The following is a 13,146-nucleotide window of genomic DNA, read 5'->3' on the forward strand; positions in this document are numbered from 1 at the left end:
GAACCAGCGGGTCAGCGGAAGTAGTGCCCAGCATCAAGGTCCTCGATGAGGCCGGGCTCGACCGGGCTCCAGCCGAGGAGCTGCTGGGTCACGGCGCTCGATGCGGGGACGTCCGCCGCGTAGATGCCGCCGAGCCAGCCGAAGTGGTCAACCACCTCTTCGGCTGGGATGGCAGCGACGGGCAGGTTCAGGTGCCGGCCGATCACCTCGGCGATCTCGCGGACCGGAACGGCCTGGTCGGCAACGCCGTGCAGTCGGCTGCCGGCCGGTGCCGACTCCACAGCGAGCCGGAACAGCCGTGCGGCGTCGAGTCGGTGGACGGCGGGCCAGCGGTTGGTCCCGTCGCCCGGGTAGGCGGACACACCCTTGTCGCGGGCGACCCCGATCAGGGTCGGGACGAAGCCGTGGTCGCCCTCATCGTGCACCGACGGCGGCAGCCGGACCACCGAGGTCCGGACGCCGCGCTCAGCGAACCCGAGTGCCGCCTGCTCCGAAGGAATGCGGAACCCCCTGGGCGACTCGGGGTCGGCGGAGTCATCCTCAGTGCCGAGTCGACCAGAGGCCAGACCAGCCGTTCCGGAGGTGACGACCAATGGCCGGTCCGATCCCACGAGCGCCTCACCCAGTGCCTCGATCGCGCGCAGGTCCATTCGCGCGCCACCGACGAAGTCGGCGAAGTCATGCGCAAACGCGGTGTGGATGACGCCGTCCGCTGCCACCGCCCCTGCCCGCAGGCTGTCGAGGTCCTCCAGCGAGCCGCGGTGCACCTCGGCGCCGGCAGCGGTCAGTGCCTCCGCACCACGGTCCGAGCGAGCGAGGCCGAGCACCTTGTGCCCCTCCCCCAACAGCTCACGAACGATGGCGCTACCGATGAATCCGGTGGCGCCGGTGACGAACACGCGCATGGTGCACTCCTTCAGTACTTTCAGCACTCTCGGCACTCTCGGTGCTGCTGGGGTTTCTCCTCGCAGCGGCCCGGTAGTTCCACCATGCGGTCGCGAGCGCGAGCGCGTCCAAGACCGGCTCCGCACCGGGCCATACCGTTCGGGTATCACCGCAGCTCATACGGAATCGGAGAAGTCCACACCAGCCATGAATATGATGTCCCGTCATATCGACCATGCCTCATCACTCCCCGCTGCCGGCTTCATGGGCATCGCGGTGGATATCGGGATCGGGATGACCAGCTGAGGGGAGCGGAGATGATCCGCTGGGTATACGCCTTCGTAGACCGGCCGCGGGAGCACTTCACCGTGGCAGCCGAGTTCTGGACAGCGGTCACGGGGACTTCGCTCTCCGAACGACGCGGTACAGAAGGGGAGTTCGCAACCCTGCTACCGACTGGGACGAAGGTCGGGCACCAGGCGAGGACCACCGACGGCGCACCCGAACCGGACGCCTGCCTGAAACTGCAAGGCGTTGCGAGCGAATCGGGCGGGACGCACCTTGATCTGGCGGTCGAGGACATCCCGGCGCTGGTCGCGCGCGCGGTCTCGCTGGGCGCAACCGTGGTGGCCGAGCAGGGCTTCGTGGTACTCGCCTCCCCCGCAAAACAGTTGTTCTGCGCGGTCACCTGGCATGGCGAGGCGCGGCGGCCCAGCATCTTCGAAGGCGCCCGGCTCGACCAGATCTCGATCGACATCCCGCCGGAGCTGTACGAGGAGGAGACAACGTTCTGGGGCGAGCTGACGGGATGGCCGGTGCTGACCGGATCGCGGCCGGAGTTCCGAGCGGTGAAGCCACCGGCAGGGCTGCCGGTCCGGATCCTGCTCCACCGGCTGGGCACCGGGAACGCCATGAGCGCCCCGGCCTCACCGCACCGCTTGGGGCCTCAGGCCACCGCTGCTCCGCCCACCCCGGGCGTCCAACGCACCCAGGGTGGCCCGCACAGCACCGGCGAGCCCGCCAAGGCCGGCGCCCACCTTGACTTCGCCTGCGCAGACCGTGCCACCACCCGGGTGGCACATGAGAAGTTGGGCGCGAGCTTCGTCGCCGAGTACCCGTACTGGACCGTGATGAGCGACCCGACGGGCGCCCACTACTGCCTCACCGCCCGGGATCCGGACACCGGCCTGCTCGGCAACCCCCATGACTGACGTAGCAAGCCCCGACGCAGCAGTCCCGACGCAGCAGTCCTGACGTGCGAGTCCTGACGTGCGAGTCCTGACGTAGCAAGCCGACGTACCAACTCCTCAGCCCTGTCCGCCGACCAGCGCGTCACCCAACTCCGTGCGCCCGTAGAGCACCAGGCGTCCGGAGCGCCGGCGGCGGAGCAGGCCCGCATCGTGCAGCACCCTGAGGTGGCGGCCGACCGAGCCCAGCGGCTGGCCGGTCAGGGCAACCAGGTGCGTGGTGCTCAGCGGGGTCTCCAGGAGGACCAGCACCCGGGCGCGGGCCGGGCCGAGCAGCCTGGCGAGCGCCTCGGGCGGGGCGGCGGACCCAGCGTCGGCGAGTGCGCCGGTGCAGGGGTAGATGACGGCGTGTCGGTGCTGGTCCCAGGCCAGCCAGCCCTGGCTGGGCGTCACCGGTACGAACAGCAGCCGGGTGCCCGCGAGCTCACGTGGCGGCTGATCACGCAAGGTGATCCGCAGGCGGCTGGCACCGAGCCAGCGCATGCCGGGGCGTAGCTCGTCCAAGGCGGACTCCCAACCGCCGTGGGCGAGCCGGGCGGTGCGGACCAGGATGTCGCACTCCAGGATCCGGCGTCGGCGCGGCCAGTCCGGCTGGACGGTGTGCCGCCAGACACGGTCCAGCAACTCGGCCGCGCGCTGGGGCAGGTCGGGGCGGTCGAGCTCGGCGGGGAGCGGGCCACCGAGCGCCTCGGCCAGGTCGGCGCAGGCGACGGCGGGGGCGGTGCTGGCGAGACGGTCCAGTTCGCGGGCGAAGTCGGGTTCGGTCGCATCGGGGGTCGGGGTGAGGAAGGTCGCGTTCCAGGAGCCGCCCAGGCCCGCTCGGACCAGGCGTGCCGTGACCGGGTCGGCGGCCAGCCAGTCGCGGTAGACGGGCAGGTGGGCGGCCAACCAGGTCCGTTCACCGGGATCGGCCGCGATCGCCCGCTCCAGGAGCTTCAGGGCTGCCGTGGTCTCCGCGAGGGGCGAGACCGCGAACCGGCTTGCCGCCAGGGTGTCCGCGGTGACCTCCCACCAACTCAACGCCTGCGACCCTTCCACGCTGCCACACCCATCGCCCCCCGCCTTTCGCGCTCATGCCTTTCGCGCTCATGCCTTTCGCGCTCACGCGAAACGGTACCCGCGCCGCCGCAACCCCCGGCAGGCTCCCCGCATGCCCAGCTATCGCAACCTGTTCCGCACCCCGGAGTTCACACCGCTCTTCCTCCTCAACAGCGCCCAAGTCGCCGCCCAGACGGTCGGTTCGCTGGCGCTCGGCACCCTGGTCTTCAACTCGACCGGGTCACCGCTGCTGGCCGCCCTGGCGATGTTCGGCCCGGCGCTGGCCCAGGTGCTGGGCGCCGCCACGCTGCTGCGCGCCGCCGACCGGCTGCCGCCACGGGCCACGCTGGCGGGCCTGGCCCTGTTGTTCGCGGCCGGCACGGCGCTGCAGGCGGCACCGGGTCTGCCGGAGTGGGCGCTGTTCGGACTGCTGCTGGTGCTGGGGATGGCGGGGGCACTCGGCGGCGGGGTGCGGTACGGGCTGCTGTCCGAACTGCTCCCGGGCGACCAGTACCCGCTGGGCCGGGCCGCCCTGAACGTCGCCAACGGCCTGCTGCAGGTCTGCGGCTTCGCGGTCGGCGGCGTGCTCACGGCCGCCCTGACGCCCGGCCGGACGCTGCTGCTCGGCGCCGCGCTGCATCTGACGGGGGCGATCGCGGCCCTGCTGGGGCTGAGCCGCCGGACACCGCGTGCCGCTGCGGGCCACAGGAGCGTGCCCACCGCCCGGCTGCTCGCCGACCGGACCCGCCGTTCGGTCTACCTGGCGCTCTGGGTGCCGAACGGCCTGATCGTGGGCTGCGAGTCGCTCTTCCTGCCCTACGCTCCCCGGCAGGCGGGGCTGCTGCTGTCCGCGGCCGCCGCCGGGATGCTGCTCGGGGACGCGGTGGTCGGCCGGTTCCTGACACCGCGGTTGCGGGCCCGGCTCGGCATTCCGCTGAACCTCCTCCTCGCCGCGCCCTATCTGCTGTTCGCCGTCCACCCACCCCTGGCCCTCGCACTGGTAACGGCCGCAGTCGCCTCGGTCGGCTATGCGGCCGCGCTCCCGCTCCAGGAGCAGTTGCTCGCCCGCACGCCCGCCACCGGCCACGGCCAGGCGCTCGGACTGCACTCGGCGGGCATGGGCACCGCGCAGGGCCTCAGCGCGGCCCTGGCCGGCGCGGTGGCCGAGCACGCCGGCCCGGCACTCGCCATCGCACTGCTGGCCGCGGGTTCGCTGGCGGTCACCTCGGTCCTGGCACCGGGGCTGGCCGACCGCCCGCGCTAGCCAGCCAACCGGCCGGCCGGCCAACCGGCGGGCCAGCCGGCCGCGTCGCCAACCCGCCCCCCGCGCCTGCCCAACCGCCCTGTCAGTGGGCCACGGTAGTGTGGCTGAAGATCAACTGTCGCCGTACCGGTGGCAACCGGACCGAGAGGAGGGGAACCGTGCGTGACACTCAGCTGGCGGCCTATCTCCAGCGGATCGACGTACCCCGCCCCAGCGCCCCTGACCTGGCGAGCCTGCGCGCCCTGCAGCGAGCCCACCTCGCCGCGGTGCCGTTCGAGAACCTGAGCGTCCGGCTGGGCGAGCCGATCGTTCTGGACCAGGACGCGCTGGTCGCCAAGGTGGTGGAGCAGCGTCGCGGCGGCTTCTGCTACGAACTCAACGGTGCGTTCGCCGCGCTGCTCACCGCGCTGGGGTACCAGGTGGAGTTGCTCGGTGCCCGGGTGTTCACCGAGGGCACGCCGGGGATTCCGATGGACCACCTGACCCTGCGGGTCCAGCTCGACCAGGCGTGGCTGGTGGACGTGGGCTTCGGCCGGTTCAGTTTCCTGCCGCTGTGCCTGGATGAGCGCGGCGAGCAGGTCGACCCGGCCGGCACCTTCCGGATCACCGAGCAGCACACCGGGAGCAGCGGCTTTCCGCCGGACCTGGATGTGCTCGCCGACGGTCAGCCGCAGTACCGGATCGACCAACGCCCCTACCAGCTCGCCGACTTCGCACCGGTCTGCTGGTTCCAGGCGACGTCCCCTGCGTCCACTTTCACCCAGCGCACCTTGTGCTCGCTGCCCACCAAGGCCGGTCGGGTCTCCCTGGTCGGCAACCGGCTGATCCACACCGGCGACGACGGGGAGCGGACCGAGCAGCAACTGGCCACCGACCAGCAGCGGTTGGACGCCTACCGCGAGCACTTCGGCATCACGCTCACCCTGGACCAGCTCCAGCGCCTCGGCTGACCGGGCAGGATCAGTTCATCACGTTCTCCAGCGGCTCCCCGTTGGCGAACCGGGTGAGCTGTGCGCCGATCAGCCGCTGGGCGCGCGGCAGGAACGCCGAAGAGCTGCCCCCGACGTGCGGCGAGATCAGCACGCCGGGCGCGTGCCAGAGCGGGTGGCCGGCGGGCAGCGGCTCCGGGTCGGTGACGTCCAGCGCGGCCCGCAGCCGCCCGACCGTCAGCTCCGCGAGCAGGTCGTCGGTGCGCACCACGGCGCCGCGGGCCACGTTGACCAGCAGCGCGCCGTCCCGCATGGCGGCCAGGAACCGGGCGTCCACCAGGTGCCGGGTCTGGTCGGTGAGCGGCACGGCGAGGATCACCACATCGGCGTGCGGCAGCAGCTCGGGCAGCTCGGCGAGCGAGTGCACCGGGCCCTGCGGCGCGGTCCTGGCGGTGCGGGCCACCCGCGTCACCTCGACCTCGAAGGGGAGCAGCCGGGCCTCGATCGCTGCACCCACCGAGCCGTAGCCGACGATCAGCACCCGCTTGTCGGCCAGCGCGGGGTAGAAGCCGGACCGCCACTGCTCGGCGTCCTGGCCGCGTACGAAGCCGGGCAGGTCGCGCAGCGAGGCCAGAGCGAGCGCCACGGCGAGCTCGGCGGTGCTGGCGTCGTGGACCCCGCGCGCGTTGCAGAGGGTGACCCCGGCGGGCAGGTGCGGGGCGATGTCGTCGACCCCGGCGGTCTGCGTCTGGACCACCCGCAGGCGCGGCATCGAGCCGAGGAACGGCAGCACGGTGCCGGTCCGCAGATAGGGGGTGACCAGCATCTCGACGCGGGCGAGCAGCTCGGCGGGCGGCGGCCCGGGGCGGCCGTCACAGGCGTCGCCGTCGAAGGTGTGCAGTTCGAGGCCGTCGGGCAGGCCGGGGACCTGCTCGGCGGGGTACGGCAGCAGCACGACGGGCGCGGACCCGGTGGCAGCCGAATCCGTGGCAGCCGAATCCACAGCAACGGACGCGGTAGCAGCGGGCTCAGCGGCAGCAGACCCGCTGGCATCGGACTCGGTGGCGGCGGACGCGGTGGCAGGCGCAGGGATCATGTTGCGCAATCTACCGACCCGGCTGCACCCGCCCGCTACCGGTCCAGCGGCCGTCGTTTGGCCGCTCGACCGGCACTCCGTACGATTCATCGAGTAATCAGTACGGGTTACCAGGACGAGCAGGGAAGCGGCAGCGGAATGACGAGGGCAGTGGAGCAGCAGGTCGCGGGCGAGATCGAGTACGGTCCCGGCATCGACCCCGAGCGGCTGCGGCACTGCTTGGACGTGCTGGCGGAGCTGGACGAGCTGGATGTCGACCACCCGGACGCGATCGCCGTCCGCAGGGCGGTCGCGCACATCTTCCGCACCGTGAAGCAGCGCCGCCGCCAGGAGACGCGGGCGGCGAAGACCGCCAACGACCGTGCGGTGACCTCCCGGACCGCGACCGGCGCGCCGGGGCGGATCGACGACGAGACGGCCGGTGTGTTCGGCCTCACCTCGCCGACGCCGAGCCAGGAGATCGCCGGCATTCTGACGCGGCCGCGCTCCTGCTACGTCTGCAAGCAGCGCTATGTCGAGGTGGACGCGTTCTACCACCAGCTCTGCCCGACGTGTGCGGTCACCAATCGGATCAAGCGCGACCAGAAGGTCGACCTGACGGGTCGCCGTGCGCTCCTCACCGGCGGCCGGGCCAAGATCGGGATGTACATCGCGCTGAAGCTGCTGCGGGACGGCGCGCACACCACGATCACCACCCGGTTCCCGAACGACGCCATCCGCCGGTTCAAGGCGATGCCGGACAGCGCCGACTGGCTGCACCGGCTGAAGATCGTCGGCATCGATCTGCGCGACCCCGCCCAGGTGGTCGCGCTGGCCGACTCGGTGGCCGCGGACGGCGCGCTGGACATCCTGATCAACAACGCCGCGCAGACCGTGCGCCGCTCCCCGGCCGCCTACGCGGAGCTGGTGAGCGCCGAGTCGGCACCGCTGCCGGCCGGTGAGCTGCCGGCCAGCGAGGTCATCGGCGCGTTCGGCAGTGGCTCGGTGGAGCGTCCGGCACTGCCCGGGCGGGCGGGCGGCGACGGGCTGTCGGCGCAGCAGGTCGCCGAGCTGGCACTGGTCACCGGTTCGGCCTCGCCGGCCCGGATCGAGGCCGGCACGGCGATCGACGCGGGCGGCCTGGTGCCCGACCTGGTGGACACCAACAGCTGGGTGCAGACGGTGAGCGAGGTCGACCCGATCGAGCTGCTGGAGGTCCAGCTGTGCAACTCGACGGCGCCGTTCATCCTGGTCAGCCGGCTGCGCCCGGCGCTGGCCGCATCGCCGGCCCGCCGCAAGTACGTGGTGAACGTCTCCGCGATGGAGGGCCAGTTCTCCCGCGGCTACAAGGGCGCCGGCCACCCGCACACCAACATGGCGAAGGCCGCGCTGAACATGCTCACCCGGACCAGTGCCCGGGAGATGCTGGAGACCGACGGCATCCTGATGACGGCCGTGGACACCGGCTGGATCACCGACGAGCGGCCGCACCCGGAGAAGATGCGGCTGGCGGAAGAGGGCTTCCACGCCCCGCTCGACCTGGTGGACGGCGCGGCCCGGGTGTACGACCCGGTCGTGCGCGGTGAGCGCGGCGAGGACCTGTTCGGCTGCTTCCTGAAGGACTTCGAACCCAGCAACTGGTGATGACTGGAAGGAACAGCTGATCAGATGACCGCGACCCCGGCCATGCGCCCCCTCCTGGTGAACCCGCCGATCAAGTCACCCCTGATCGGCGCGGGGGTGATCGTTCCGACCACGGACGGTCGCGGTGTGCTGATCGGTCGCCGCACCACGGCCGGGGAGTCGCCGAGTTGGAGCCTGCCCGGTGGCAAGGCGGACCAGCCCGGCGAGTCCTTCGAGCAGACCGCCGCGCGCGAACTGGCCGAGGAGACCGGGATCGTGCTGCCCGCCGAGCGGATGCGGGTGCTGGGCGTGGTGCTGGACCATCTGGCGGGGTGGCCGCGGCTGACGGCGGCGGTGCTGGCGCCGCCGTCCGACGATCCGGCGTATGTCACCGAGCCGCACGCCTGCGCGGGTTGGGAGCGGCGGGGGCTGGACGAGCTGCCGGAGCCGATGTTCGGGCCGTCCGCCTGGGTGTTGGCGCAGTGGCTGCCGAACGCCGCCGAGCTGCCGCCGGGTGTGCACGCCTACCGCCTCTGACGGCGCGTCAGTCCTCCTCCAGCACGCCGACGAGCCAGCGGTCCAGCGCGGATGTGCACTGCTCGCCCCCCGATGGCACATGGGCATAGCTGCGGTCCAGGAAGTCCCGCAGGGCCCTCTCGGCCGCCCACAGCACGGCCGCCGCTCCATTGGCGCCGCGCAGCAGCATCCGTACGTGGTCGAGGTCGGCCTCGGGTTGCAGCACCACGTCGCCGTCGCCGGCCGGGGCGTCCAGGCCCTCGGCGAGCAGTTCCCGGGCGAAGGTCCAGCGCTCGGGGCCGCCGAGCGGCATCAGGAAGTCGACCCGGACCGCCAGCGGATCGTAGCTGTCATAGGCCCAGGTAGATCGCAGCGCGATCCGTTCCGGCTGGCCGGGGACCAGTAGTTCGATCTCCACCTCGGCCGTCACCGTCGAGTCGTTCACACTCATCTCGTACGCCTCCGATCCGGCCGGTGCGCTCCCCCGGGCGCTGTCGTGCGAGCGCTCCTGCCCCGATCCGCGCCGCCCAAACCCGGCGGCGCCCGCCGGATCGGCGCGAAGCCGCCGGGGCCTGCGCCAACTCGCCCGGGCCGGTGCGGACCTGCGCACCTGGCCGATACCGGATCAGTCGGCTACTGCGCTTCCCAGTCGGCGACCAGGGCGAGCAGTCCGGGGAAGCGCTGCTCCAGATCGGCCACCCGCACCTGGCTGCGGCGCTCCAGCCCGTACTGGCGCTGGCGGGTGACTCCGGCCTCGCGCAGCACCCGGAAGTGGTGCGTCAGCGAGGACTTGGGGCGGTCGATGCCGAACCAGCCGCACGGGTGGTCGAACTCCTCGGCCTCCAGCAGGAGTTTCTGCACGATGGCCAGCCGCAGCGGGTCGGCCAGCGCGCCGAGGATGTGCTCCAGGCGCAGCTCCTCGACGGCGGGTTCGGCGAGCGGCTCCGGCGTGTCGGGGCGCGGCGGGTGCGCCTTGAAGGGTGACGGCGCGGTGCTGGTCACGTGGGTCCCTCCCGATCACGAACAGTACGACGTCAATCGTCGCGAGCAGTACGACTTCAATCGTACTGTATGGTCAGTTCGAGAAATCTCGTACTACTCTCGTTCTGCTCCGCCTGACGCTTCATCAGGACAGGGTCAGGACACCCCTACCGTCTCCCGGGAGACCTCTCATGGCTTTCGCCCGCAGTAGCGTTTCCGCACCGATACCGACCCGGTCGATCCCCGCCCCCGCGGCCACCGCCGGCGCCGGCGCCCCGCGCCGGTGGATCTGGGCGGCGGCCTGGCCCGTGACCGCGGTCTTCATGCTGTCCAACGCCGCGACCCCGCTCTATGTGCTGTGGCAGCACTCCATCGGGTTCTCCAAGGGCACCCTGACGGTCGTCTTCGCCTGCTACATCGCGGGGTTGCTGGCGTCGCTGCTGGTCAGCGGTATCGCCTCGGACCGGCTGGGACGCAAGGTGGTGCTGCTGCCCGCGCTCGCACTGGGCCTGGTGGCGTGCGCGGTCTTCGCCACCGCGGAGTCGGTCGCGGCGCTGATCGTCGCCCGCCTGCTCACCGGCATCGCGGTCGGCGCGGTGGTGAGCGCGGGCATGGCCGCGGTCACCGACGTGGCCGGCCCCGCGCGCCGGCCGCTGGCCGCGCTGGTCGCCTCCTGCGCCATGGTCGTCGGCGCCGGACTCGGCCCGCTGCTGGCCGGCGTGCTCGCCCAGACCCTGCCCGGCCCCACCGTCACCGTCTTCGCCCTGGAGGCCGCCCTGCTGCTGACCGCCGTGGTCACCGTGCTGCGGATGCCACTGCGCCGGCCGCAGGAGCGTGGCCAGGGGCGCTGGGTGCGGATCCCCGGCGTACCGGCCGAGGGCCGGGTGCCACTGCTGCTCGGCATCGCCGCCTTCGCGCCCGGCATCACGGCCACCTCGTTCGTGCTCTCGCTCGGCCCCTCGCTGCTGGCCGGCCTGCTGCACTCCAGCAGCCGAATTCTGGCCGGAGCCATGGCGTTCGTGATGTTCACGGCTGCCACCGGAGCCCAGTTCGCGGTCCAGCGCGCCAAGCGGCGCCAGGTGCTGCTCGCCAGTGGCGCCGCGACCGTGCTCGCCATGGCGGTGCTGGTCGCCGCGGTGCGCAGCGGCTCGGTGGTGCTGCTGGTGCTCGCGGCCGTGCTGGCCGGCGCCGGCCAGGGCCTGGGCCAGCTGGCGGGTCTGTCGCTGCTCAGCGCCGCGGTGCCGACCGAGCGGTTGGCGGAGGCCAACGCGGCGCTGAATGTCGGCGGTTACCTGCCGGCCGGGCTGCTGCCGGTGGCCGCCGGCTACCTCAGCGACGCGATCGGCCTGACCACCGGAGCCACGGTCTTCGCCGCCGTGCTGGCCGGCCTGGCGCTGCTCGGCGGGGTGCTGGTGACGGCCAACCGCCGACGGATCGTCGAACCCCGCTGACGCCGACCCGGCCGGCCAGCCGCCCAGCGCCAACCCCGATTGGAAGCCGGGGATGGCCGAGAGCCGCACCACCGTGGACGCTGGGACACAAAAGCTGGACCATGGGCCATTTTCCGTCTCACCCGCCCCGCCTACCGTTGATCACGTCAACGAGAGCCCGGCGAACTACCGGGCCATCAGGGAGGGAACCCCCAATGCGTGCTGTTGTTCAGAAGTCCTTCGGCGGTCCCGAGGTGCTGGAGGTCGTGGAGACCGAGCGCCCCAAGCCGCTCTCCGGGGAGGTGCTGATCCGGGTGCACGCCAGCGCCATCAACCCGGTGGACGCGGCCGTCCGCTCCGGCGCCTTCCCGCTGCTGGGCGAGCCGGTGTTCGGCCTCGGGTGGGACATCTCCGGTGTGGTCGAGGAGGCCGGCCCGGGCGCCCGGTACGAGGTGGGCGAGGAGGTGTACGGGATGCCGTTCTTCCCCCGCGAGGCCGGCGGCCACGCCGAGTACGTCGCCACCCCGTCGCGGCAGGTGGCCCGCAAGCCCGCCGGCATCGACCACGTGCACGCCGCCGCGCTCCCGCTCGCCGCGCTGACCGCCTGGCAGGGCCTGGTGGACCGGGCGAAGATCGGCCCGCGCGACCGGGTGGTGATCCACCGGGCGGCCGGCGGCGTCGGCCACCTGGCGGTGCAGATCGCCAAGGCCCGTGGCGCGTACGTGATCGCGCTGGCGAGCGCGGCCCGGCACGACTTCGTGCGCGGCCTGGGCGCGGACGAGGTGATCGACTCCCGGGCCGTCGACTTCTCCGAGGTGCTGAGCGGGGTCGATGTGGTCTTCGACTCCAACGCCGAGGGCGAGAAGTCGCTGAAGGTCCTGCGTCCGGGCGGCACCCTGGTCACCGTCCTGGAGCACGGCAACCCGGAGTTGGCCGAGAAGGTCGCCGCCGCCGGCCGACGGTTCGTCGGCGTCTCGGTGGAGCCGGACTACGCGGCGCTGGAGGCCATCGCCGCACTGGTGGAGGAGGGGAAGATCCGTCCGCACGTCTCCGAGGTGCTGCCGCTGGAGGAGGCCGGCAAGGCCCATGCGCTGATCGAGAGCGGTCACACCCAGGGCAAGATCGTCCTGACGGTCTGACAGCAGTCGACTGGTCCTGGCAGCACCACATGGAGGGGAACGGGATGGACGTCCTGACGGAGGCACTGAGTTCGATGCGCACCGGCCAGCCGGCCTCGGTGCGCACCGAGGGCCGCGCGCCCTGGGGCCTGCGGCTGGCGCCGGTGCCCGGCGCGAGCTTCCATGTGGTGCTGCAGGGCACCTGCTGGCTGCTGCCCGGGGAGGGCAGCGCGGGCTCGACCGAGTCGATCGCGCTCGGCCCGGGTGACGTGGTCTTCCTGCGCGACGGGCGCGGCCACATCCTGGCCGACCACCCCTCCTCCCCCGTCGCCGAGTCCGGGACCACCAGCTGCCACCCGGACGCCCCGATCGGCACCCTGTCGCTCGGCGGTGACGGTGCCCGCACCAGCCTGCTCTGCGGCGCCTACCACCTGGACCAGGGCCGGCCGCACCCGCTGCTCGGCCAGCTGCCCGCGCTGATCCACCTGCCGGCCCGGCCGGGCGCCTACCCCGAACTGACCGCCGCCGTGCAGCTGCTCGGCCGCGAACTGGAGAACCCCCGGATCGGTTCGCACGGCATCGTGCCGCTGCTGATCGACTCGCTCCTGCTCTACATCCTGCGCGCCTGGCTGGACGAGCAGCCCGCCGACACCGCCTGCGGCTGGGCGGCCGCACTGCGCGACCGGGCCGTCGCGTCCGCGCTGTCCGCGATCCATGACGATCCGTCAGCGCCATGGACGGTGGCGTCGCTGGCCGACCGGGCCGGGCTCTCCAGGGCCGGCTTCGCGCGCCGGTTCGCCGAGCAGGTGGGCGAGCCGCCGCTGGCGTACCTCACCCGCTGGCGGATGACCACGGCCGCCAAGCTGCTCCGGGAGAGCGACACCCCGCTGAGCATCGTCGCCGACCGGACCGGCTACGGCTCGGAGTACGCCCTCGGCAAGGCCTTCAAGCGGGAGTACGGCCAGGCGCCGGGCAGTTACCGCCGCCAGAACCGGGCCGCCTGACGGCCCGTTGATCGCCCGTGTCGCGGACGGTGTGCA

At 72.5% G+C, this 13,146-nt stretch carries 13 protein-coding genes; 8 read left to right on the top strand and 5 right to left on the bottom strand.

All coding sequences use genetic code 11. From position 1 onward, the window contains the following. Positions 1-11: 11 nt before the first annotated feature. Positions 12-905, bottom strand: coding sequence for an SDR family oxidoreductase (locus E6W39_RS05350; RefSeq protein WP_141632507.1), 894 nt, complete (start codon positions 903-905; stop codon positions 12-14). A 297-nt stretch (positions 906-1,202) separates the two neighbouring features. Here E6W39_RS05350 and E6W39_RS05355 point away from each other — a divergent pair, with 297 nt between their 5' ends. Further along, complete coding sequence (locus E6W39_RS05355; RefSeq protein ID WP_141632508.1) at positions 1,203-2,096, top strand: VOC family protein; 894 nt, start codon at positions 1,203-1,205, stop codon at positions 2,094-2,096. Between the two features lie 96 nt (positions 2,097-2,192). Here the strand turns inward: E6W39_RS05355 and E6W39_RS05360 are convergent, their stop codons facing one another. Beyond that, entirely contained in the window at positions 2,193-3,152 is a 960-nt protein-coding gene (locus E6W39_RS05360) for a helix-turn-helix domain-containing protein (protein WP_141637559.1), read from the bottom strand. Between the two features lie 130 nt (positions 3,153-3,282). On the opposite strand from E6W39_RS05360, the gene E6W39_RS05365 reads away from it, so the two are divergent. Further along, positions 3,283-4,434 carry an MFS transporter gene (locus E6W39_RS05365; RefSeq protein ID WP_141632509.1) on the top strand — a complete coding sequence of 384 codons (1,152 nt, stop codon included), beginning with the start codon at positions 3,283-3,285 and terminating at the stop codon, positions 4,432-4,434. Between the two features lie 158 nt (positions 4,435-4,592). Further along, positions 4,593-5,384, top strand: coding sequence for an arylamine N-acetyltransferase family protein (locus tag E6W39_RS05370; protein WP_220140168.1), 792 nt, complete (start codon positions 4,593-4,595; stop codon positions 5,382-5,384). Between the two features lie 10 nt (positions 5,385-5,394). Here the strand turns inward: E6W39_RS05370 and E6W39_RS05375 are convergent, their stop codons facing one another. Further along, positions 5,395-6,318 (bottom strand): 2-hydroxyacid dehydrogenase, encoded by a 924-nt coding sequence (locus tag E6W39_RS05375; RefSeq protein WP_228717980.1) that lies wholly within the window; start codon positions 6,316-6,318, stop codon positions 5,395-5,397. Positions 6,319-6,597: 279 nt separating this feature from the next. Between E6W39_RS05375 and E6W39_RS05380 the strand changes: the two genes are divergently transcribed. Then, on the top strand, positions 6,598-8,082 hold the full coding sequence (locus tag E6W39_RS05380) for an SDR family NAD(P)-dependent oxidoreductase (RefSeq protein WP_141632511.1): 1,485 nt from the start codon (positions 6,598-6,600) through the stop codon (positions 8,080-8,082). Between the two features lie 24 nt (positions 8,083-8,106). Next, positions 8,107-8,598 (top strand): nucleotide triphosphate diphosphatase NUDT15, encoded by a 492-nt coding sequence (locus tag E6W39_RS05385; RefSeq protein WP_141632512.1) that lies wholly within the window; start codon positions 8,107-8,109, stop codon positions 8,596-8,598. A gap of 7 nt (positions 8,599-8,605) precedes the next feature. On the opposite strand, the gene E6W39_RS05390 is transcribed toward E6W39_RS05385, so the two are convergent. Continuing rightward, on the bottom strand, positions 8,606-9,028 hold the full coding sequence (locus tag E6W39_RS05390) for an SsgA family sporulation/cell division regulator (RefSeq protein WP_141632513.1): 423 nt from the start codon (positions 9,026-9,028) through the stop codon (positions 8,606-8,608). Between the two features lie 182 nt (positions 9,029-9,210). Next, on the bottom strand, positions 9,211-9,579 hold the full coding sequence (locus E6W39_RS05395; RefSeq protein WP_141632514.1) for an ArsR/SmtB family transcription factor: 369 nt from the start codon (positions 9,577-9,579) through the stop codon (positions 9,211-9,213). A gap of 170 nt (positions 9,580-9,749) precedes the next feature. Here E6W39_RS05395 and E6W39_RS05400 point away from each other — a divergent pair, with 170 nt between their 5' ends. The 3 genes from E6W39_RS05400 (at position 9,750) to E6W39_RS05410 (ending at position 13,110) form a co-directional block, all read left to right on the top strand. Next, positions 9,750-11,009: an MFS transporter gene (locus tag E6W39_RS05400; protein WP_141632515.1), complete on the top strand. Its 1,260-nt coding sequence runs from the start codon at positions 9,750-9,752 to the stop codon at positions 11,007-11,009. 194 nt (positions 11,010-11,203) lie between these two features. After that, on the top strand, positions 11,204-12,127 hold the full coding sequence (locus tag E6W39_RS05405) for an NADP-dependent oxidoreductase (RefSeq protein WP_141632516.1): 924 nt from the start codon (positions 11,204-11,206) through the stop codon (positions 12,125-12,127). Between the two features lie 44 nt (positions 12,128-12,171). Continuing rightward, complete coding sequence (locus E6W39_RS05410) at positions 12,172-13,110, top strand: AraC family transcriptional regulator (protein WP_141632517.1); 939 nt, start codon at positions 12,172-12,174, stop codon at positions 13,108-13,110. Positions 13,111-13,146: the final 36 nt, after the last annotated feature.

The sequence above is a fragment of the Kitasatospora acidiphila genome (assembly GCF_006636205.1).
GTDB classification, from domain to species: domain Bacteria; phylum Actinomycetota; class Actinomycetes; order Streptomycetales; family Streptomycetaceae; genus Kitasatospora; species Kitasatospora acidiphila.

Excerpts from the sequence above, each read along its gene's own strand:
- E6W39_RS05380 (WP_141632511.1), top strand. The coding sequence starts at position 6,598 with ATGACGAGGGCAGTGGAGCAGCAGGTCGCGGGCGAGATCGAGTACGGT.
- E6W39_RS05385 (WP_141632512.1), top strand. The coding sequence starts at position 8,107 with ATGACCGCGACCCCGGCCATGCGCCCCCTCCTGGTGAACCCGCCGATC.
- E6W39_RS05400 (WP_141632515.1), top strand. The coding sequence starts at position 9,750 with ATGGCTTTCGCCCGCAGTAGCGTTTCCGCACCGATACCGACCCGGTCG.
- E6W39_RS05390 (WP_141632513.1), bottom strand. The coding sequence starts at position 9,028 with ATGAGTGTGAACGACTCGACGGTGACGGCCGAGGTGGAGATCGAACTA.
- E6W39_RS05350 (WP_141632507.1), bottom strand. The coding sequence starts at position 905 with ATGCGCGTGTTCGTCACCGGCGCCACCGGATTCATCGGTAGCGCCATC.
- E6W39_RS05355 (WP_141632508.1), top strand. The coding sequence starts at position 1,203 with ATGATCCGCTGGGTATACGCCTTCGTAGACCGGCCGCGGGAGCACTTC.
- E6W39_RS05410 (WP_141632517.1), top strand. The coding sequence starts at position 12,172 with ATGGACGTCCTGACGGAGGCACTGAGTTCGATGCGCACCGGCCAGCCG.
- E6W39_RS05405 (WP_141632516.1), top strand. The coding sequence starts at position 11,204 with ATGCGTGCTGTTGTTCAGAAGTCCTTCGGCGGTCCCGAGGTGCTGGAG.
- E6W39_RS05365 (WP_141632509.1), top strand. The coding sequence starts at position 3,283 with ATGCCCAGCTATCGCAACCTGTTCCGCACCCCGGAGTTCACACCGCTC.